General features: G+C 67.7%; 19 protein-coding genes. 7 read left to right on the forward strand and 12 right to left on the reverse strand.

What is annotated here, in order from left to right:
* Positions 1–9: 9 nt before the first annotated feature.
* Positions 10–780, reverse strand: coding sequence for an MBL fold metallo-hydrolase (locus tag EV643_RS34355; protein ID WP_133804377.1), 771 nt, complete (start codon positions 778–780; stop codon positions 10–12).
* A gap of 98 nt (positions 781–878) precedes the next feature.
* Here EV643_RS34355 and EV643_RS34360 point away from each other — a divergent pair, with 98 nt between their 5' ends.
* Positions 879–1,754, forward strand: coding sequence for a helix-turn-helix domain-containing protein (locus EV643_RS34360; RefSeq protein ID WP_133804378.1), 876 nt, complete (start codon positions 879–881; stop codon positions 1,752–1,754).
* A 33-nt stretch (positions 1,755–1,787) separates the two neighbouring features.
* Here the strand turns inward: EV643_RS34360 and EV643_RS34365 are convergent, their stop codons facing one another.
* Entirely contained in the window at positions 1,788–2,933 is a 1,146-nt protein-coding gene (locus EV643_RS34365; RefSeq protein ID WP_133804379.1) for an Mrp/NBP35 family ATP-binding protein, read from the reverse strand.
* A gap of 180 nt (positions 2,934–3,113) precedes the next feature.
* Here EV643_RS34365 and EV643_RS34370 point away from each other — a divergent pair, with 180 nt between their 5' ends.
* Together EV643_RS34370 and EV643_RS34375 are read left to right on the forward strand one after the other, a co-directional pair.
* Complete coding sequence (locus EV643_RS34370; RefSeq protein WP_133804380.1) at positions 3,114–3,836, forward strand: hypothetical protein; 723 nt, start codon at positions 3,114–3,116, stop codon at positions 3,834–3,836.
* Positions 3,837–3,944: 108 nt separating this feature from the next.
* Complete coding sequence (locus tag EV643_RS34375) at positions 3,945–5,450, forward strand: Fic family protein (protein ID WP_166665684.1); 1,506 nt, start codon at positions 3,945–3,947, stop codon at positions 5,448–5,450.
* On the opposite strand, the gene pspAB is transcribed toward EV643_RS34375, so the two are convergent.
* Genes pspAB through EV643_RS34410 form a run of 7 tightly spaced genes read right to left on the reverse strand, consistent with a single transcriptional unit; the run spans position 5,451 to position 11,292 of the window.
* Positions 5,451–6,014: a PspA-associated protein PspAB gene (pspAB, locus tag EV643_RS34380; RefSeq protein WP_133804382.1), complete on the reverse strand. Its 564-nt coding sequence runs from the start codon at positions 6,012–6,014 to the stop codon at positions 5,451–5,453.
* A gap of 37 nt (positions 6,015–6,051) precedes the next feature.
* Positions 6,052–6,945: a zinc metalloprotease HtpX gene (htpX, locus tag EV643_RS34385; protein WP_133804383.1), complete on the reverse strand. Its 894-nt coding sequence runs from the start codon at positions 6,943–6,945 to the stop codon at positions 6,052–6,054.
* Positions 6,946–6,999: 54 nt separating this feature from the next.
* A complete protein-coding gene (locus EV643_RS34390; protein ID WP_133804384.1) occupies positions 7,000–7,533 on the reverse strand; it encodes a DUF1003 domain-containing protein in 534 nt (177 codons plus the stop codon).
* On the reverse strand, positions 7,523–8,875 hold the full coding sequence (locus EV643_RS34395; RefSeq protein ID WP_202869885.1) for a magnesium transporter MgtE N-terminal domain-containing protein: 1,353 nt from the start codon (positions 8,873–8,875) through the stop codon (positions 7,523–7,525). Before EV643_RS34395 ends, EV643_RS34390 begins: the two co-directional genes overlap by 11 nt.
* Positions 8,876–8,923: 48 nt before the next feature.
* Positions 8,924–9,451: a hypothetical protein gene (locus EV643_RS34400; protein WP_133804385.1), complete on the reverse strand. Its 528-nt coding sequence runs from the start codon at positions 9,449–9,451 to the stop codon at positions 8,924–8,926.
* Between the two features lie 13 nt (positions 9,452–9,464).
* Positions 9,465–10,334, reverse strand: coding sequence for a hypothetical protein (locus EV643_RS34405; RefSeq protein WP_133804386.1), 870 nt, complete (start codon positions 10,332–10,334; stop codon positions 9,465–9,467).
* 1 nt (position 10,335) lies between these two features.
* Positions 10,336–11,292 carry a LuxR C-terminal-related transcriptional regulator gene (locus EV643_RS34410; protein ID WP_133804387.1) on the reverse strand — a complete coding sequence of 319 codons (957 nt, stop codon included), beginning with the start codon at positions 11,290–11,292 and terminating at the stop codon, positions 10,336–10,338.
* Between the two features lie 136 nt (positions 11,293–11,428).
* On the opposite strand from EV643_RS34410, the gene EV643_RS34415 reads away from it, so the two are divergent.
* From EV643_RS34415 to EV643_RS34425, 3 genes are all read left to right on the forward strand, one after another.
* Complete coding sequence (locus EV643_RS34415; protein ID WP_133804388.1) at positions 11,429–15,373, forward strand: S8 family peptidase; 3,945 nt, start codon at positions 11,429–11,431, stop codon at positions 15,371–15,373.
* Between the two features lie 200 nt (positions 15,374–15,573).
* Complete coding sequence (locus EV643_RS34420; RefSeq protein ID WP_133804389.1) at positions 15,574–15,837, forward strand: hypothetical protein; 264 nt, start codon at positions 15,574–15,576, stop codon at positions 15,835–15,837.
* A 34-nt stretch (positions 15,838–15,871) separates the two neighbouring features.
* Positions 15,872–16,837 carry an HpcH/HpaI aldolase/citrate lyase family protein gene (locus tag EV643_RS34425; protein WP_133804390.1) on the forward strand — a complete coding sequence of 322 codons (966 nt, stop codon included), beginning with the start codon at positions 15,872–15,874 and terminating at the stop codon, positions 16,835–16,837.
* Positions 16,838–16,963: 126 nt separating this feature from the next.
* Here EV643_RS34425 and EV643_RS34430 read toward each other — a convergent pair whose 3' ends face one another.
* Positions 16,964–17,629 carry a VOC family protein gene (locus EV643_RS34430; RefSeq protein ID WP_133804391.1) on the reverse strand — a complete coding sequence of 222 codons (666 nt, stop codon included), beginning with the start codon at positions 17,627–17,629 and terminating at the stop codon, positions 16,964–16,966.
* A 175-nt stretch (positions 17,630–17,804) separates the two neighbouring features.
* Positions 17,805–18,455, reverse strand: a complete 651-nt coding sequence (locus EV643_RS34435; RefSeq protein ID WP_238165995.1) for a TetR/AcrR family transcriptional regulator C-terminal domain-containing protein — start codon at positions 18,453–18,455, stop codon at positions 17,805–17,807.
* Between the two features lie 188 nt (positions 18,456–18,643).
* Between EV643_RS34435 and EV643_RS34440 the strand changes: the two genes are divergently transcribed.
* Complete coding sequence (locus EV643_RS34440) at positions 18,644–19,114, forward strand: hypothetical protein (protein WP_133804392.1); 471 nt, start codon at positions 18,644–18,646, stop codon at positions 19,112–19,114.
* 10 nt (positions 19,115–19,124) lie between these two features.
* Here the strand turns inward: EV643_RS34440 and EV643_RS34445 are convergent, their stop codons facing one another.
* Positions 19,125–19,790 (reverse strand): peptidylprolyl isomerase, encoded by a 666-nt coding sequence (locus EV643_RS34445; RefSeq protein WP_133804393.1) that lies wholly within the window; start codon positions 19,788–19,790, stop codon positions 19,125–19,127.
* Positions 19,791–19,816: the final 26 nt, after the last annotated feature.

Here is a 19,816-nt window from a genome sequence, read left to right on the forward strand (position 1 = left end):
GAACCCGGGTCAGCCGAACAGGTACTGGTTGGCGATGTCGATCATGGCGGGGGCGCGGTAGTCGGGGTAGCGATCGACGATGGCCTTCTTGTAGGCCTCGCCGTCGTCGCCGAGAAGTTCGCGGGCGTCCATCAAGTACTGCGACAGCTCGGCGTACACGCTTCGGTTCGCGGGCAGGCCGTGTCCGGCCAGGATGATGTCGTACGCCGGGTCGGCGGCGAGCCGGTCGATGGCGGACTGCCAGCCGGTGATGTCGTTGTTGCCGAGGAACAGGTGTGTGCGGTTGAAGACGAGGTCCTGGGCAACCAGCACACCCTGTTCGGGGAGGCGGATGACCAGTTCGTCCGAAGCCTCACCACCGGAGTGTGCCTCGAAGACGAACGGCACCCCGTCGATGACCTCGGTACCCGGCTCGATGACGTGAGTCGGCGTGAAGTCGGCGACGGGGATGACCGTACCGCCCGGGTCCTGGCCGTCGCCTTGGGCAACGATCTGGTCCCGCACCACGGCCAGCGCGTGGACGGGTGCGCCGAAGCGGGCCGCGCCGTGGAAGTGGTCGGGGTGCGCGTGGCTGATCACCACCCGGTCGAGAGGCTTGCCCAGACCCTTCGCGTACGCCACCACCTCGTCGGCGTACCCGAGGGCGTACTGCGCGTCGACCGCGATGACGCGACCGGGTGTCTCGATGAGTTGCGTGGTGACGTTCAGGCTGTCGTCGGGCGACATGTAGCTGTGGACCCGGACCGGGCCGGCGTCGATGACGGTGATGGTGCCGTTCATGGTTCTTCCCTCATGGTCTCTTGGCGACCCCTCGTCGCCGTACACCATTCAGCATCCCTGTGAATACGCGGGCCGACGAGGTACGCTGCCAACCACCAATGGTCAAAAACGGACATCCGATCCCTGGGTTCGGATTCAGCGCGGAGAGTGCGCGGGTCCCCGGTTTCGAGGTGATGGACCTCGCCGAGGTGCACCGGCGCATCCCCGACGGCCGTCTGCAGCGCGTCCACCGGACCGACTTCCACAGCTTCTTCCTGATCACCGGGGGCAGCGGAGAACACGTCGTCGACTTCGTGAGCTACCCCTGCCGCCCCGGCACTCTGTTGTGGGTCAGGCCGGGGCAGGTCCAGCGCTTCGACCAGGCCGGCCGGATGGACGGCCGGCACCTCCTGTTCACCGCTGCCTTCCCACCCGAGTTCAGCGCCGCTGATCGCCTGGTCGCGGACTGGTCAGGCGTCACCTGCTGGCAGCTGGGCACCAGCCGGGACTACGCGACCGCGGCCGGTCTCTTCGCCCAGCTCAGCGCTGAGTACAGCCGCCCGTCCGGGACCGTGTCGCGGGAGATCCTCCAGTTCCTGCTGGCCACCTTGATGCTGCAGATCGACCGGCTGTCCGACGCCGGCGGTGACGGGCCGCGCCAGGATGCCCGCCAGGTGTACGCCCGCTTCCGCACCGAGCTGGAACGCTCCTACCTGCACACCCGCCGAGCCGAGGACTACGCCGCGAAGCTCGGCTACACGGTCAAGACCCTCACCCGCGCATGCCAGGAGGCGACCGGGCAGTCGATGAAAGGGGTCATCGATGCCCGCGTCGCCCTCCAGGCCCAGCGGCTGCTCGCCCACACCGACGACCCCGTCGCCGCGATCGCCCGCCACCTCGGCTTCTCCGAACCCACCAACTTCGGCAAGTTCTTCACCCGCCACACCGGCAGCACCCCAGGCGAATTCCGCCGCATCCAACGGGCCGAGGTGTGACCGCCGAGCGGATATGCGTGGTGCGGGGGGAGGTCAGCGGCCGACGGGGGAGAGGCCTAGTTGGCGGCCGAGGAGGCCGCGGGGGCGGCCGCCGAGGCGCTGGGCGATGTCGGCGAGGATCTGGGCCGCCGGGGTGGTCGGGTCGGCCGCGGTGAGCGGCTGGCCGAGGTCGCCGCCGCTGCGGAGGCGCTCGTCCAGCGGGATCTCGCCGAGCAGCGGGATCGGGTACCCGAGCCGCGCGGACAGCGTCTCCGCGACCCGTACTCCGCCGCCTGTCCCGAAGATCTCGATCCGGTGCTCCGGACCGCAGTGTGGGCAGGGCAGGAACGACATGTTCTCGATCACGCCCGCGACCCGCTGGTGCACCATCTGCGCCATCGTCCCGGCCCGCTCGGCCACCTCGGTCGCGGCCTCCTGCGGCGTCGTCACCACGATCACCTCAGCGCTGGTCAGCCGCTGGCCGACCGAGATCGCGATGTCACCGGTGCCGGGTGGCAGGTCGAGCAGCAGGACGTCGAGGTCGCCCCAGTACACATCGGCCAGCATCTGCACCAGCGCGCGGTCCAGGATCGGCCCGCGCCAGGCGACCACCTGGTCGCGCTTCGGCTTCAGCATGCCGATCGAGATCACCTTCACGCCGTGCGCCGGCACCGGCATGATCATGTCCTCGACCGCCGTCGGCCGCTCGTCCGCGACACCGAGCATGGCCGGCACCGAGTGCCCGTAGATGTCCGCGTCCAGTACGCCGACCGACAGGCCCTTCGCCGCCATCGCGACGGCCAGGTTCACCGTCACCGACGACTTGCCGACTCCGCCCTTGCCGGATGCGATCGCGAACACCTTGGTCAGCGAGTCCGGCCGGGAGAACGGGATCTCCTTCTCGGCAACCCCACCGCGCAACTGCGTCTGCAGGGCCGCCCGCTGCTCCGCCGACATCACCCCGAGCTCGATCTCGACCCCGGTGACACCTTCGAGTTTGCTCACCGCCGCCGTCGTATCGCGCCGCAACGTGTCCTTCATCGGACACCCCGCGACGGTCAGCAGGATCTTGACCGCGACCACACCGTCGGTCCGTACGACGACGGACTCGACCATGCCCAGCTCGGTGATCGGCTTCTTGATCTCAGGATCAAGCACACCGCCAAGCGCAGCGGTCACCTCATCAGTAGTGGGAGCCATACGTACAGGCTACGTGTTCCACCGCCCCCACCCCACCACGATCCCCTGTGACCTACCCCCGGCAAGGCAACCCTTACCTGCTCCACCCTTTCTGCCGGATCGAGGGCACCAAGCCGACAGCCCACTGGCCGCATCTTGCCATCGGCGGGCTGAGCTTCCTGGGCTGGTTAGTGTCGTGCGGTGATCATCCGGTTACTCGTTGCCCTCCTGGCCGTCGGCGCGCTCGTCGGATGCGGTCAGTCGTCCACGGCGTCGGATCAATCGCCGACCGGCGGCGCAACCCCCAGCCCCGCACCGACCGCGAGTCGCACACCTACCCCCACGCCCAGCCCCACCCGCAGTGCTTTCGAAGTCGCGGCCAGTGGACCGTTGAAGGTCGGGAAGGGGATGACCAAGCCGAAGACCCGATTGCGGTTCGGGCAGCGGGCGATTGTGCCCATCGAGTTCACCGGCGACGCGGTCCGGTTCCGCGGCGTGGTCTCGATCGTCGCCCAGGCTCCCCGGAAGGCGCCGGCGAGCGTGGTGGCCGCGCTCCCCGAGGACTCCCGGCCGGCCCGGGGACAAGTCGTGTACTACGTGCCGATCGTCATCACCAACGAGTCGACCAACAATCTGGTCGGCTACTCGGCGCCGATGCTGGTCGCCAAACTCCGCAGCGGCCGCTCCACGGCGTACCTGATCGGTGTCGGTGGAGTCGCCGAGTGCGACCCACACGGAGGACAACTCCAGTTGCCGGCCCTCGGATCCGCCGACCGCACCTGCGTGATCGCCGCGACCTCACCCAAGGACCCCCTGGGCGAGATCCAGTACGTCGACCCGCCGTACGGTTACGACAACGAGTTCACCGGCGACGAGCCCGACTACAACAACTCCTACAACCTCGGCCCAATCACCTGGCGCTGACCTTGTCGCATCACTGACTGAGAAGTAATTATTGAGTATTTGTTGCTCTCTGGCGTATATTTAGTCGACAGATGTTGCTTTCGCTGGATGAGGTCCCGGAGTTTCGCGATGAATGTTGCCCAGAACGCGCCGCACCCTGCAGGGCGTCTCGAGTTCGCCACCGCGACCAATCGCGCCTCATTGTCCCGGTTTCACCGGTCTGGTCGCGCCATCCGGCTCGCGTCAGGTCTATACGCCATCGACGCGACGCTGCCGCCGGAGAAGGTCGCGCATCATCACCGGTTTGCGGTGGCGGCGCACACCTGGCCCGCCGCGGTCATCTGCGACAGATCGGCGTTGAGTGGAGGTGAGCCGGTCGACGGCTGGCTGTTCCTCTGCCATCCGGAGCCGCCGCGTACTTCGGATCTGTCCTTGCCTGGTCTCACCCTGTCCGCACGAATCGGTCCCGGCCCACTGCCCGGTGACATGCCGATGCCCGACGGGCTGCACTTGTCCGGTCCAGCACGAGGGCTGGTCGAGAACGCAGTCACCCGTGGTCGGCCGCGGGAAGGTAAGCCCGCCAGGTACGCCGGACTGCGTGCGGTAGAGGACCGGATGGACGAGGAGGCCCGGATCGGTGGGGCCGGCCGCATCAGCCGTCTACTGGCGCAACTCGATGTCATCTCGGGACACTTCGGCAAACGTCAGGTCGAGGACGTCCGGTCGCGACTCGCGGCCCTGCTCGGGACATCGGCGAACACGCGGCTGACCTCGACCCGCCTGGCCGCCCGACTGGCCGGAGAGCCGTACGACGAACACCGGCTGCAGTTGCTCGAACGTCTGACCCGCTACCTGCAGACGATTCCGCCGGTACCGCGACCGGCCGTCGGCGGTGAGAGCCGTTGGGAGTGGCTGCCGTTCTTCGAGTCGTATTTCTCGAACTTCATCGAGGGCACCCAGTTCGGCGTCGAGGAGGCCCGCAGGATCGCCATCGACGGCGAAGTACCCACTACTCGGCCGCAGGATGCGCACGATGTCGCGGCCACCTACCGGATCGCCTCCGATCCGGTTCTCTCGAAGACCATTCCGGCCTCGGGAGACCAACTCCTGGAGTTGCTGGTGGAGCGGCATACGACCCTGATGGCCGCCCGGGACGACAAACGTCCGGGTCAGTTCAAGGTCGCCCAGAACTACGCTGGCGGATACGCCTTCGTCGCGCCGGAGATGGTGCAGGGCACGTTGGCGCGGGGCTTCGAGGCGATCGTGCCGCTGACCGACCCGCTCCAGCGTGCGGTGGCAGTCATGCTGCTCCTGACCGAGGTTCATCCCTTTGACGATGGCAACGGACGGATCGCGCGACTCTTCACGAACGCCGAACTGGCCGCGGCCGGACAGGTGCGGATCATCATTCCCACTGTCTATCGCAACAACTACCTAGCCGGTCTCGTCGGTGTCAGCAACGGTGCCGGTGACGGTCAGACGTTGTATTCCGTGCTGGACTTCGCTCAGCGCTGGACGGCGATGATCGACTGGAGCAGCTACGAGCGAGCTGACGCGGACCTGCGGAGCACCAACGCGTATCTGGACTCCGGAGTCGCCGAGTCCAGTGGGATCAGGCTTCGGCTGCCCGGCTGATCAGAGGCCGGGGGCGTTGTAGATGGGGAACCAGCGGGCGAGGTCTGGTTCCAGGTTCAGGTCGGTGGTGAGGAGGGACTTGATCTGGAGTTCGACTGTGTTGTCGCGGCGGTCTGGGCCGGTGGGGACGAAGGGATACCAGGAGCCGCGTTTGTAGAGGTAGACGAGGCCGAGGGACTTGGTGCCGTCGGTGAAGGCGACCAGGGTGCAGAGCAGGGCGGAGCCGAAGCCGGCGTCGACGAGCGAGGTGTTGACCGCATGCAGGTCGGTGACCAGTCCCTCGAGGTCGTCGGCGGAGGTCTGGCGGACCAGCCAGGTGAAGCCGTACGCGTCGGTGTGGCTGGTGAACTTCCCGTTGTCGAGCGCGAGCAGCTTGTCGACCTCCTCGCGCAGGGCCGAGAACCCGCCGCCCTCGGCCGTCTTGAAGCAGACCGAACCGCTGCCGGTCGCGCGGTAGCCGGCTGCGGTCTCCAGGGTGATCGCGGCCGAGGGGAGGGAGAAGAGCTGGTCGAGGTTCGGCGGGACGGCTTTGCTCCGGCCGAGCAGGATGTCGAGAAGGCCCATGGCTCCAGTGTGTGCCGAGTGCCCTAACAGGCGCGGCCTAGACCTGCTCACCCAGCTCGCGGGCGATGGCGCCGAGCCGGTCGAGGCGCTGGTCGAGCGGCGGGTGGGTGGAGAACAGCGAGGACAGGCTGAAGCCGCCCGATCGCGCCGGGGCGAAGAAGAACGCGTTGAATGCCTCCGCCTGCCGCAGGTCGCGGGACGGGATGCGGGCGATGTCGCCACTGATCTTGGTCAGCGCGGACGCCAGCGCGGAGGGCCGGCCGGTCAGCATCGCGGCCGCCCGGTCCGCGGCCAGCTCCCTGTACCGGGACAACGCACGCGTCAGCAGGAACGAGATCGCGTAGACCGCCGCGGACACCAGCACGACCGTCAGGACCACCACCGCCGTGTTCTGATCCCGCCGGCCAAAGCCGCCGTACAGGCCGAAGCGGGTGACGAGCCCGGCCAGTACGCCGAGGAACGAGGCGATCGTCATCACGGCCACGTCCCGATGCGCGACATGGGACAACTCGTGCGCGAGCACGCCTTCGAGCTCATCAGCGTCCAGCCGGCGCAGAACCCCGGTCGTCACGCACACGACCGCCTTGTCCGGATTGCGCCCGGTCGCGAACGCGTTCGGCAGGTCCACATCCGCGATGGCGACCTTCGGTTTGGGCATGTCGGCCAGCGCGCACAACCGGTCGATCGCGCCGTGCAGCTCCGGCGCCTCCTCGGGACTCACGACTCGGCCGCGCATCGCATAGAGCGCGATCCGGTCGGAGAACCAGTACTGCGCAAACAGCATCCCGCCAGCGATCACCACCGCGAGCACAGCACTCTTCGTCAACGCGATCAGCAACGCCACGAACCCGACGTACAGGAGGCCGAGCAGGAAGCTGGTCACCACCATCCGGCTGGTCAACCCGCGATCTGGCTTGAACCGACTCTTCATTTCACATCGATCCTTTCGCACCTGCTAGCGAGCGTAGCTCGGTGCGAAAGGGCTTCAGACGCGGTCGTCCTCGCGGGATCTGAGGTCGAGATCGGCGAGCAGGGAGCGGAGTTCGGAGCGGATGAAGTCGCGGGTGGCGACCTCGCCGATGGAGGTGCGGAGGGAGGCCATTTCGCGGGCCAGGAACTCCATGTCGGCCCTCGATCGGGCGTCGACCTCGCGATCGCGCTCGTACTGGACCCGGTCGCGGGCCTCCTGGCGGTTCTGGGCGAGCAGGATGAGCGGCGCGGCGTACGACGCCTGCAGGCTGAGCGCGAGCGTGAGGAAGATGAACGGGTACTCGTCGAACCGCACGCTGGCCGGGGCGAAGATGTTCCAGCCGACCCAGAACAGGATCGTCGCGGTCATGTAGACCAGGAACTGCCCGGTGCCGAGGAACCGCGCGATCCGCTCGGACAGCCGGCCGAACGCGTCCGCGTCGTACGCCGGCCGCGGTACGAAGGTGCGGCGCAGTTCGCGGGGCACGTCCAGCCGGGCGACGGTGCGCAGCCAGCGGCGGTCGTCGGTGCTGCGATCGTCACGGGGCATCGCGGTCCACCTCCTGCGGTTCGTGCGATAGGGATTCACGCTCGTGCGACAGGGAATCGCGCTCGTCCGATGGGGATCCGGGCTCGTGTGGTGGGTCGGGCTCGTTCGGTGGGGATTCGCGCCAGTCCTCGGGGAGCAGATGGTCGAGTACGTCGTCCACGGTGACCGCGCCGAGCAGCCGGCCCTCGTCGTCGAGGACGGGCGCCGCCACCAGGTTGTAGGTGGCGAGGTACTTGCTGACCGTCTGCAGGCTGTCGTCCGGCCGGAGTCCGTCCAGGTCGGTGTCGAGGATGCCGGAGACCAGCGCCGACGGGGGTTCGCGGAGCAGCCGTTGGATGTGGCCGATCCCGATGAACCGGCCGGTCGGCGTCTCCAGCGGTGGCCGGCAGACGTAGATCATCGCGGCCAGGGCCGGGGTGAGTTCGGCGTTCCGGACCTGGGAGAGTGCGTCCGCCACGGTCGCGTCAGCGGGCAGGATCACCGGCTCCGACGTCATCAGGCCGCCCGCGGTCCGCTCCGCGTACGTCAGCAGCCGCCGCACGTCCTCGGCCTCCTCCGGTTCCATCCGGGTCAGCAGTCGTTCTGCCAGTTCGGTCGGGAGGTCGGCGATCAGGTCGGCCGCGTCGTCCGGTGACATCTCCTCGAGCACGTCCGCGGCCCGCTCGGTGTCCAGATCGGCCAGGATCTCCACCTGATCGTCCTCGGGCAGCTCTTCCAGTACGTCGGCCAGCCGCTCGTCCGGCAGCGCGGCCGCGATCTCCTTGCGCCGCTTCGCCGAGAGTTCGTGCAGTACTCCGGCCAGGTCGGCGGCCTTCATCGACTCGAACGCGGCCAACATGTGCGCCGCACCCTGCCCCTCCTCGGTCTGCGCGATCCCGCTGACATCGGCCCAGTCCAGGACATGCGTCTGGCCCCGCCGGCGGAACCGTTTCGCGCCCTCGGTCACCGCGACCTTCGTCAGCAGCCAGTCCCGGTTCCGGACCTGCTCCATCGCCAGGTCGAACACCACCGCCTGCGCGTCGGTCTCGCGGATGGTGACCGTCTTGTCCAGCAGTTCGCCGAGCACCAGCACCTCGGTCGGCCGCTGCTCGAACCGGCGCATGTTCACCAGGCCGGTGGTGATCACGTGCCCGGCGTCGACCGAGGTGACCCGGGTCATCGGCAGGAAGATCCGCCGCCGGGCGAACACCTCGACGACCAGGCCGAGTACCCGCGGCGGCTGGTCGTTCTGCCGGAGCATCACGATGACGTCGCGGACCTTGCCGACCTGGTCCCCGTTCGGGTCGTACACCGGCAACCCCGCCAGTCGGGCGACGTACACGCGCGCCGGAGATCCGCCCATACAGCGAGGCTAACCGCCCGAGCACTGATTGACGTGGAGGGTCGGGTCTCAGCTGAGTTTCGGGCGTCGCCAGGCTCGGCGGTGCAGGGTGATCGGGCGCTTGCCCCGGGTGGTGGCAGGGGAGCCCGGTGGGGACTCGGCACGCGGTGTGGCATCGAACGAACCGCTGGTCTCGGTCAGCTCGCCGGTGGGCTCCAGGACGAGCAGGTCGGCCTCTGTCTTCCAGCGATCCAGTTGCTTGTCCAGTTCCGACGCGTTGAGCCGTTCGGTCCGCAGTACTTGGGCTGCTGTGGTCCACTCCTCGCTGCCGGGCTCCAGCCGCCGTACGGTCGCAGTCCACGCCGCCAGGCGGTTCGTCGCAGGCTTTGCCGGTACTACGACCTGCACGGTGCCGGCGTCGGCCAGTCCGGGCAGTGGTTGTTCAGTCCCACCGGACCGATCCGCGAGGACGACGTACGAGCCTTCCACCGCGGCGAACCAGGCTGGAGCCGGCCGGCCGCCGTTCCACGACAGCCAGACGAGTCCCGCCTTCTTCATCACACCGGCGATCTCGGCAGCAGCCTCTTCCTCGGTCACAAGCCTAAGACTGTCACACGGACCCGTTGCCGAGGTCACGGATCGCGGCCTGCGCGCCTGCCTGGAACCGGGTGTGCGCACCGAGGTCCTGCATCAGGGTGGCGATCTTGCGCTGGGCGGTACGAGCACTGACCCCGAGCTGGCGGGCGATGGCCTGGTCCGTCAGCCCGGACAGGAGCAACGCGACGAGTGCCTCGATCCCGTCGTCCGCCGACTCGGCCGGTAGCGAGTGGACCGGCAGGGCGCGTTCCCAGAGTCGTTCGAACAGCTCTGCATAGGCGTCGAACAACCCGCACGGCTGGAGGATCACCGCCGAGTCCGGAGCGAGCAGCACCAGCGCCAACCGGTCGTCCGCGAGGTAGAAGTGGATCGGCACCGACGGCAGCACTCTGGCTTGCTCGGCCGTCGTGAGCAGGTCGGCAACCTCGTTGCCGTCAGCATCGAGTACGGCGTGCTCGTACACGGTTCTGCAGTCGGCGCGGTGGACCGGTGGTGCACCGAACGGCGCCTTCACCAGTCGTCGCAGTTCGGTCCGTGCGGCCTGCTGTACCTGCCTGATCCGTTGCTGGACCGATGCGGTCCCGGTGACGAGCTCCAGCAACGTCGACGTGGGCGTGCCGGTGTGGTTGCGGTAGTCCGCAGCCAGTTCGTCGATGCGGGCGCGTGCGTCGCGCAGGAGTCGCTCCTGGTCGAGTAGCAGCACCTCCAACGCGATGTCCGGTGACACAGCGACGTACCGCCCCTCAACCTCACTGACCAGACCTTTGGCGACCAGTCCGCCCAACGCAGGTGACATGTCCAGTTCTTCAGCCGTTGCGGGTGGACGACCCACCAGGGCGCAGTACGTCGCCTCCTCCGATGGACTGAGTCCCAGTGCGGTCAAGTCACCCACGGTGCTCCAACCAGCCACGCAGTACGGCCTGATAGCCGGCCTGGAAGCGGGTGTCGGCGTCCAACCGGTGCCGCATGCCGTCGATGTGCTTGCGGACGGTCCGCTCACTCCAACCGAGGTGAGCGGCCATCTCCAGGTCCGTGAAGCCCGACATCAGCAGTGCCAGCAGGTCCCGCTCCTCGGCCGTCGGACGGTCCGCGGCCGGCTGTTGACCGTCATACGTGGCGAGCGGGACGGCCCTGTCCCAGTACAGCTCGAACAGCGCGGCGAGTCCGGCCACCATCGTGGGGTCGTGGATCAGGAGTGCCGTCTGGTGCCGCGTTGCCCGTACGTCGAAGGGGACGAAGGCCAGGGGTGCGTCGCTGATGGTCATCTTCAGCGGTACGTCGCCCACTCGGGCCTGCTCGCCGTCCGCGATGCCCTGGATGAGCGCGGCCAGTCGTCCCGGTCGGTCCACCGAGCCGCGTCGGTCGTACACCACCCGGAACGTGACACCACGCTTCAGCTGGTCCAGCTCCAGTTGGTTCACCTGGTTCGGGTCGTCCCGGTACGGCGGAGCGTCCCAGCCGCAGACCTCGTTGCGGGCACTGAGCAACAGCCTGGGCATGATCTGTGCGATCTCCTGATCGCCGTGTAGCACCTCCACCAGGTCCGCGGGCTCCCGGCGAGCCGTACTGCCGTGGAACCGGACAGTCAGCTCCACCATCTTCCGACGGGCATCGGCCAACTCCCGCTCCCGTCGACGCGCCAGTACGTCGAGTGCGATGTCCGGCGGCAGTACGACGTACTTGGCTGGGTCGGTGTCGACCAGTGTCACCAGGTCGAGCTCCACCAGCCGGGCCAGCGCCGTACTCTCGTCGATCAGTTCAGCAGCCGCCACCGGTCGACGGGACACGAGCGACTCGTACAGGTCCTGTTCCTGGCGGGTCAGACCGAGCGGCTCGAGCATTGGTCGATCATCGCCGGTTTCCGCCATTGGCGTGAACTGCTCAACCGGACCGCTTCCGGACATGTCGTACCCCTGCCAGGGTCTGTTTTGGATTCCTTCCCCGCTCACAGGTCCCGCTCGACCTCAGGAGATGCTCATGACCCGATGGCGGATGCCGGTCGCTGCGATCTCGGCGCTCTCGCTCCTGCTCGCCTCGGCCACGGCCGGTGCTACACCGCCGACTCCGATGCCGGCAGCCGCCCAGCCGCCTGCACAGGCTGCCGAGGTCGCCGGCCCGACGGGTAGCGAGAAGATCACCCTGATCACCGGCGACCAGGTGACCTACCGCTTCACCGCGGACGGTACGCTGGTCGACGCCGACGTCACCGCCGCCCGCCGGGAGGACGGCAGACCGGTCGTCTTCACCCAGGTCCGCGAGCGCGACCAGTACTACGTCTTCCCCTCCGACGCGACCGAACTCGTCCGGACGGGCCGCCTCGACCGCCGCCTCTTCGACGTCTCCTACCTCACCAAGTACGGCTACACCGACACCAGGTCGTCAACGCTCCCACTGATCCTCCGGTACGGCGCTACGACCGCCAAGGCAGCCACGTCCGCAGACGCACTCCCGGCGACCAGCAACGTGCACGCGCTAACCAGCATCCGTGCAGCCGCTGTCAGCGTCGGCAAGACCCAGACCGGCAGCTTCTGGGCAGCTGTGGACACTCCGAGCGCCCGGATCCTTGCCGGTGGTGTGGTGAGCGTCTGGCTCGACGGCAAGGTCCAGGCGAGCCTCGACGTGAGCGTGCCGCAGATCGGCGCACCGGAGGCCTGGCAAGCCGGATACACCGGCAAGGGCGTCAAGGTCGCCGTACTCGACACCGGAATCGACGACACGCACCCGGACCTGGCCGGCAAGATCGCGGCCTCACAGAGCTTCATCACCGGGCAGACCGTGACCGACGGACACGGTCACGGCACGCACGTCGCGGACACCATCGTCGGGTCCGGTGCTGCGTCCGGTGGCAAGTACAACGGCGTCGCCCCGGACGCCACGCTGCTCGTCGGCAAGGTGTTGGACAACACAGGCACTGGTCCGGAGTCGAACATCATCGCCGGTATGCAGTGGGCGGCAGCGCAGGGCGCCGACGTCATCAGCATGAGCCTGGGTGGCTGTTGCACCGATGGCACGGATCCGATGAGTCAGGCCGTCAACGACTTGTCGGCGCAGTACCAGACCCTGTTCGTAGTGGCTGCGGGCAACGAAACCATTCAGATGACCGTCGGCTCGCCGGGAGTCGCTGATGCGGCCCTCACTGTCGCCGCCGTCGACAAGCAGGACCAGAGGGCGTCGTTCTCCAGCCAGGGACCGCGGGTCGGCGACTACGGCCTGAAGCCGGACATCGCCGCGCCCGGTGTATCCATCGTCGCGGCCCGCGCCGCCGGAACCTCGCTGGGTACGCCGGTCGGAGACAAGTACGCGAGCCTAAGCGGTACGTCGATGGCCACGCCGCACGTGGCTGGTGCTGCCGTCCTGCTGGCCCAGCAGCACCCGGATTGGACTGGTCAGCAACTCAAGAGCGCACTGATCAGCAGCGCGAAGGAGATCGGGAGCAGCGCCTACGAGGTGGGCTCCGGCCGGGTCGACGTAGCCCGTGCTGTCGGCCAGGGCGTCTACAGCTCAGGCAACGTGGACTTCGGCATCCTCCCGCCGCCGTACGACGCTCCGGCCACGAAGACGATCACCTACGTCAACACCACCCAGCAGCCGGTGACGCTGAACCTGACCGCGTCGATCAAGGCCAACGAAGGCACGGCCCCAGCGGATGCGCTCAAGGTGCCCGAAACGATCACTGTGCCTGCGGAAGGCTCCGCACCGGTCGCTGTCACGTTCGACCCGAGTGGGCCGGGCACCTGGTATCAGGGCTCGATCGTTGCCACCGCAGACGATCTCCGGTTGCACAACGCAGTAGCGGCGTACGTGGAACCCAAGCGGCACGCGTTCACCGCGAACATCGCCCTGCCGGCCGGTGCGACCGACGTGCGCTACAACACCTGGTACTTCCAGCGGCTCGACGACCAGAAGGATCTGGATCTCTGGGACAACCAGCTGTTCGCCTCCGCCGCGCCGAGCGTGGACGGCAGCCTCGACGAAGGCACCTACAGCGTGCAGACCTCGATCAACTGGCGGGACGCACACGGCAACCCCCAGATCACACTGCTGATCGATCCGCAGGTGAACGTCCGTGCCGACACGAACGTCGCCCTCGATGCCCGGACCGCCACGAAGGTGAGCACGCGGACTCCGAGGGCGTCGGCGGCCGCGGAGGCGCAGTACGGGTATGCGCAGACGTCGGCGAGTGGCCTGCGTGGTCTGCGGGTCAGCGCGTCGTCGCCGTACCGGCAGGAATGGGGGCTGTGGGCAACACCGACCGAGCAGGTCACCGTCGGCCAGTTCCTGTGGCGGGACGACCGTCTGCTCACCACACCGCTGGTCGCGATGACAGTCGGCGGTATGGCCCTCGACCCGAAGTACTTCAGCCTGCATGTGCAGGACGCCCGGTTCAACGGCCTTCGGCGTCTGCCGTTGGTGTTCGGTGAGCCGGTACCCGGTGCCGTCGTACTGCTTGATGTCTCAGACCTGTGTCCTGCGATGGCGTGGTCCTGCCGTACCGGCGTCCTGGCTCGGGTGACTGAGGCGCAGAAGGCCGGTGCGGTCGGGATACTCGTGTACGGGGCGATCGGACGCGCCATACCTGTCGACGATGCGCAGGACGACATCGCAGTACCCATCCCTGCACTGACGTTGCCCGCTGAGCAGGGGCAAGCGTTGCGCGATCGGCTTGCGGGTGGGCCTGTGACTCTGACAGTGGTGGGTACGGCGACCATCCCGTACGTCTACTCGCTCTCGTACCCGGTGGAGGGCCGCATCCCTCGGCTGCAGCAGTCGGCGAGTGCACGGGACCTCTACCAGTTCGACAGCCGGTATCACGCGGACGCACCCGGTGAGCTCGACCTGAACTGGGGTGCGTCGATGAAGACCAACCGGCTTCTCGGTTCGACGAAGCTGACCATGCGGGCACCCGGAACGCTCACGGAGTACGTCGGCCCGATGCAGAACGGCGTACTGCGCACCCGCGGTGCCACCCTCATGTACGACGGACCGCCCGACATGGAGGCGTTCCACCGCAACGGTTGGCTGCAGAGTCGTGCGGACGTGCTGACGCGGACTGGTCGTCGTACGGACACGTTCGGGGCGCAGCCGCTGGTGCACGCCGCGCCACGGACCGTCACACCCGAGATGAACGACTACTACTGGCGGCTGTGCCAGGCGTGCCGCAGTGGCAGCGTCTTCATGCCTTGGCACATCATGGACAGCGACGGACTCGGCGGTGGAGCGCAGAGCTACCACTCCACCCAGGTACTGCGCGGTGAACCACAGACCCAGCTGCGGATGTGGGGACCGGACGGCCAGGAGATACTTGTCCAGGAGGGCTTCTGGTTGTTCTTCATCGCCTTCATCTTCGTTCCGTACTTCGTGTTGCCGGACGAGCCGGGTCGGTACCGGCTGAGGGAGACCTACCCGGCGCCGTACAAGCCGCAGCGCTGGGCGCGCACCGTGGAGTCGGAGTGGACGTTCACCACCGCCAAGCCGACCACGGGCTTCCCGTACCGGCCACCGAAGGGGTACGGCGTGCACTGTGGGACGTGGGACACCTTCACGAGTCTCGGCAGTCCAGACAAAGGCAGTTGTGAGGCGAACAGCCAGTTGTACCTGGGCTACGACCTGGACCTGCGACTGGACAACACCCTGCCGGCCGGACGGGACCACAAGATCACCGTCAACGGCTACCACCACTCGTACCGCAGCACCGATCCGGAGCTGACCAGCCTGAAGCTGTCCGTCAGCTACGACGACGGCACCACCTGGCAGCCCGTCAGGACAACGAAGTCCGGCCGCAGCGAATACACCGCCACCCTCAAGCACCCCCGCCTCCAGAACACCACCGGCGCAGTAAGCCTCCGCACCGAAGCCGTAGGTACCGCCGGCAACACCGTCACCCAAACCATCACCCGCGCCTACGGCCTAACCGCTCGCTAACCCGCCCACCCGCAACGCCGCCGAGTTGGCTGATCTGGCCTGTCGTCAAGCTCGGCGGCGCGGTGGCGGGTTGGCCGGCCGAGCATCTGGTCGAGTGGGCGTGCGTGGGACCGTGAACAAGTTGTCGGGGGCTCGGACAAGGTATTCCGTGTTCACGGTCCCGCGATGTTGTTCAACGTCCCGCGAGGTTGTGTCCCGCGATGTTGTTCAAGGTCCTCGGTGTCGGGCCGACGGTGAAGCAGTTGAGTCCGCGCGACCTCACCTTGAGCACCCACCAGCCGCAAACCGGCGCGAGACGTGACCAGTCGGTGCCCAAGGTCGCCCGCAGTCCGTCCACCGAACCAGCACGCACCTGGTGCCCCGATCTGATGCGGGCGGGCCGGGCGGTGAATCGGGACACACTGGGGTGCGAAGTGAGCGGGGTCACCGGAGGCGAGGGTGGTTTCGCCGTACGCTGCCGGTGACCGGCGGGTAACCCGAGCAGAGGGACACGGTGTGATGGCGGATCAGAAGTCGTTGCGTAGCAGGCGGTCGTGTTTGGCCACGCCGGGGTCGAACCCGCGGTTCCTGGCCAAGGCGAAGGGGCTGGACGCGGACCAGGTGTTCCTCGACCTGGAGGACTCGGTCGCGCCGATCGCCAAGGTGGACGCGCGCAAGAACATCGTCGCCGCGCTGAACGAGGGCGGCTGGGGTACGAAGCTCCGCGTGGTCCGGGTGAACGACTGGACCACCGAGTGGACGTACGCGGACGTGATCGAGGTCGTCTCCGGCGCCGGTGCGAACCTCGACTGCATCATGCTGCCGAAGGTGCAGACCGCCGAACAGGTGGTCGCGCTCGACCTGCTGCTCACCCAGCTGGAGAAGGTGCACGGTCTCGAACCCGGCCGGATCGGCATCGAGGCGCAGATCGAGAACGCGCTCGGCCTCACCAACGTGAACGCGATCGCGACCGCCTCGCCGCGGGTCGAGACGATCATCTTCGGCCCGGCCGACTTCATGGCGTCGATCAACATGAAGTCGCTGGTGGTGGGGGAGCAGCCGCCCGGGTACGACGTGGGCGACGCCTACCACTACATCCTGATGCAGATCCTGATGGCCGCGCGGGCGCACGGGAAGCAGGCGATCGACGGTCCGTACCTGCAGATCAAGGACGTCGAAGGGTTCCGCCGGGTCGCGGGCCGGTCGGCCGCGCTCGGTTTCGACGGCAAGTGGGTGCTGCACCCCGATCAGATCGCCGCCGCCAACGAGGTCTACTCGCCGCGGCAGGACGACTACGACCACGCCGAGAACATCCTCGACGCCTACGACCACTTCACCTCCGCCGCCGGCGGCGCCCGCGGTGCCGTGATGCTCGGCGACGAGATGATCGACGAGGCCTCCCGCAAGATGGCCCTCGTCATCTCCGCCAAAGGCCGAGCCGCCGGCATGCCCCGGACAAACGTCTGGACCCCACCCACCGACTGACCCCGTACCGCGGACGCCCGGCCGCCGATCCATCCCGTACTGCGGACGCCCGGGCCGGCCGATCCAGCTCGTGCTCCCGGTCCGGCCAGGCCGATCCAGCTCGTAGTCCCGGTCCGGGCGACCGGGTCAGTCCTCGGCCGGTGGGACCTGTGCCATCAGCGCGAGCAAATGGCCGTCCGGGTCGGGGAAGAAGGCCATCCACTCCTCGACGCCGTTGTCGTGTTTGTGGATCAGGTGCGGGGCGCCCTCGAACTCCACTCCCCGCGCGCGGAGTTCGTCGTACGCGGACTGGATGTCGTCGACGCGGAAGTAGAGCACCGACGGCTCCTCGACGCGATTCGGCTCCTCGGTGGCGCTCAGGTACAACCTGGTGCCGCCGCAGTCGAAGAACGCCAGGTCGCCGAAGGTGTACAGATGCGGGAGGCCGAGCACCTCGCCGTACCATTTGACGGCCGTCGGGATGTCGCTGACGGGCCGCGAGATCTGCCCGATGCTGCCTAGCCGCAACGGTGATCGTGCCATCGCACTGCCTCCTTCCCGGGAGTCACTTGGCGGGCGGGTTCGGAGCGCGCTGCAGTTCGGCACGCCGCGCCAGGTGCGGAGTTCGGCCCGCCGTTCCAGGCCGAGCTTCAGCAGCGCGTTGGCGACGTGGAACTTCACCGCGTCGACGCTGATCCCGCGCCGAGTCGCGATCTCCCGGTTCGACATCCCGTGCCGGACCGCGTCCACAACCCGCCACTCACCAGGCGTCAACACATCCGGATGCCGAGGCCGCCCACGCTTCCCGCCCACCCAGCCAACCTAACCGCGAACCCCTCGAATTACCCTCCCCCAACGCCGACTCCCAGTCCCGCCCCCACCGCCCCCTGGACCCAACCCTCGGCCTCTCGCCCCTCGGCCCACCGCCCTCGGCCCACCCTCGGCCCACCGCCCCGGCCCTCGACTCCGGCGCTGCCCACAGTTGGGGTCAGGTGCTGGTGCGTAGGCGTTCGAGGCCGTCCAGGAGGAGGTCCAGGGCGAACTCGAATTCGAACTGGTCGTCGCAACCGGGGCCGACGACGGAGCCTTGTTCGTGGGTGATCGCCGTGACCAGTTCGGTGATGTTGGGATACCGCGCGGCCATCTCCTGCGGCGGCGGCGCATCCGGCATGGGATCCGCGCTGGGGGAGTCTTCGAACAGTTCCTGGGAGAACCCCAGCAGCCGGCTGCCCATCGCGTGCAGCGCGTGATGGGTCAGGTCGATCGAGAAGCCCCCGGCCCGGAGGATCCCGACCATCGATTCCATGTAATCCATCACCGCGGGGGTCGGATCGGGTCGCGCCCTGGTCCGCGCCTCGATCACCCGGGACGCCCAGGGGTGACGCAGGAGCACCTGGCGGGCCGACAGAATCCGCTGCCGGATGGTCGTCTTCCAGTCGATGCCGACGGCCGGCGGGTCGATCTCGCCGACGATCGCATCGACCATGCCGTCCAGCAGTTCGTCCTTGTTACGCACGTGCTTGTACAGCGCCATCGGTACGACGCCGAGCGCCTGCGCGATCTTGCGCATGCTGACCGCGTCGATGCCGCCTTCGTCGGCCAGGGCGACGGCGGTGCCCAGAATCCGCTCCTTGCTCAACGGCAGGCGAGGTTGCGCGGCGGCTTCGATCTGCGTGGCGATGTCCCCTGTCTCCTCTCGTGCGCTGCGGACCGCGGCGGTCGGCCCATCGTTCCCTTGACAGGTGTACGGCGTCCACCTACCGTAAAACGTACCCCGGTGTACGCCGTACACCGCCTCTTTCGTTCGGGAAGCATGGAGTGTGAGTGATGGTGACTTCCGACTTCCGCAATGACGCCTCCGCCGCGTACGAGGTCAGCAAGGAACTGGGGCCTGAGTACGAGCGCGCAGTACTGGAATCCTTCGTCGCCAACGCCACGGAATCCATCAACCAGCAGGTGGACGCCCGCCTGGCACAGCACGGCGTCGGTCCGGCCATGCAGCAGGCACCGAGCCAGCTGCCGATGTCAGGCCAACTCCAGATGCCAGGCCAGCAGATGTCAGGCCAGCTCCAACCGCTGGGCCGGAATCAGCCTGCCCAGAAGCAACCGAAGGGCGGGCAAGGGCAGCCCGACAACTCGCATCTGGCCGTTCCGGTGTTCTCCTTGCTCTTCGGGGTCGGCGGCTCGATCTGGCTGACGGCCGGCGCTCACGCCGAATCGGACTCCGTGTTCGCCATGTGGTTGGGGATCGTCCTGGTCAACCTCGTCTTCGGGCGAATGTTCAAGCGCATGCGCTGAAGACGGCGGGTCAGCCGAGGGTGAAGGCCTTGTAGATGTGGACCGGTTTGGCCGGCGGGCCGTCCTGGTCGGGGTCGGCGATGCCGGCGGCGACGATGCGGTCGAAGGTCGACATGCCGTGGATGACCTGGCCCAGGATGGTGTAGTTGGGGGCGATGTTGGCGTGTGAGTGGACGACGAAGAACTCGCTGCCGTTGGTGCCGGGACCTTGGTTGCCGTAGGCAACTGTGCCGCGGGGGTAGGTTTCCTGGCCGGTGACTTCGTCGGGAAACTTGTAGCCGGGGCCGCCTTCCTCCTGGCGGTAGATGTCGCCGCACTGGAGGACGCCGAGGCGGGCCGAGTTGGTCAGCCGGAAGCACTGGGTGAAGTCGTAGAAGCGGCTCTTGGTCAGGTGGACGAAGTTGTGCACGCCGCAGGGGGCGGTGGCGCGGTTCATCCGCACCACGAAGGGGCCGTAGTTGGTGAAGAAGTAGACGTCCACCTTGCCGCGCGCCTTGGCGGTTGAGGATGGAATGGTGACCGGTTTCGCGGCAGGGTTCTCCGGGGTGGGAGTGAACTCACACTGGACGGTCGGTTTGTCACCGCCTGCCGGGGCGGCTGCCGCGGGGGCGGTGGGCAGTGTCGCGGCGAGCAGAGTCGTCGCGATCAGGGCGGCGGGGAGGAATGATCGCTTCATGCAATCAACCTAATACGCATGGTGGT

Origin of the sequence: Kribbella caucasensis (genome assembly GCF_004361855.1) — a bacterium.
Classification (GTDB): domain Bacteria; phylum Actinomycetota; class Actinomycetes; order Propionibacteriales; family Kribbellaceae; genus Kribbella; species Kribbella caucasensis.

Bases quoted from the DNA above. Each gene is read 5' to 3' on its own strand.
- EV643_RS34395 (WP_202869885.1), bottom strand. From the start codon at position 8,875: ATGGGCGGATCTCCGGCGCGCGTGTACGTCGCCCGACTGGCGGGGTTG.
- EV643_RS34440 (WP_133804392.1), top strand. From the start codon at position 18,644: ATGGTGACTTCCGACTTCCGCAATGACGCCTCCGCCGCGTACGAGGTC.
- EV643_RS34420 (WP_133804389.1), top strand. From the start codon at position 15,574: ATGTTGTTCAAGGTCCTCGGTGTCGGGCCGACGGTGAAGCAGTTGAGT.
- EV643_RS34355 (WP_133804377.1), bottom strand. From the start codon at position 780: ATGAACGGCACCATCACCGTCATCGACGCCGGCCCGGTCCGGGTCCAC.
- htpX (WP_133804383.1), bottom strand. From the start codon at position 6,945: ATGAAGAGTCGGTTCAAGCCAGATCGCGGGTTGACCAGCCGGATGGTG.
- EV643_RS34415 (WP_133804388.1), top strand. From the start codon at position 11,429: ATGACCCGATGGCGGATGCCGGTCGCTGCGATCTCGGCGCTCTCGCTC.
- EV643_RS34365 (WP_133804379.1), bottom strand. From the start codon at position 2,933: ATGGCTCCCACTACTGATGAGGTGACCGCTGCGCTTGGCGGTGTGCTT.
- EV643_RS34445 (WP_133804393.1), bottom strand. From the start codon at position 19,790: ATGAAGCGATCATTCCTCCCCGCCGCCCTGATCGCGACGACTCTGCTC.
- EV643_RS34390 (WP_133804384.1), bottom strand. From the start codon at position 7,533: ATGCCCCGTGACGATCGCAGCACCGACGACCGCCGCTGGCTGCGCACC.
- EV643_RS34410 (WP_133804387.1), bottom strand. From the start codon at position 11,292: ATGCTCGAGCCGCTCGGTCTGACCCGCCAGGAACAGGACCTGTACGAG.
- EV643_RS34360 (WP_133804378.1), top strand. From the start codon at position 879: ATGGTCAAAAACGGACATCCGATCCCTGGGTTCGGATTCAGCGCGGAG.
- pspAB (WP_133804382.1), bottom strand. From the start codon at position 6,014: ATGGGCCTTCTCGACATCCTGCTCGGCCGGAGCAAAGCCGTCCCGCCG.
- EV643_RS34375 (WP_166665684.1), top strand. From the start codon at position 3,945: ATGAATGTTGCCCAGAACGCGCCGCACCCTGCAGGGCGTCTCGAGTTC.
- EV643_RS34425 (WP_133804390.1), top strand. From the start codon at position 15,872: ATGGCGGATCAGAAGTCGTTGCGTAGCAGGCGGTCGTGTTTGGCCACG.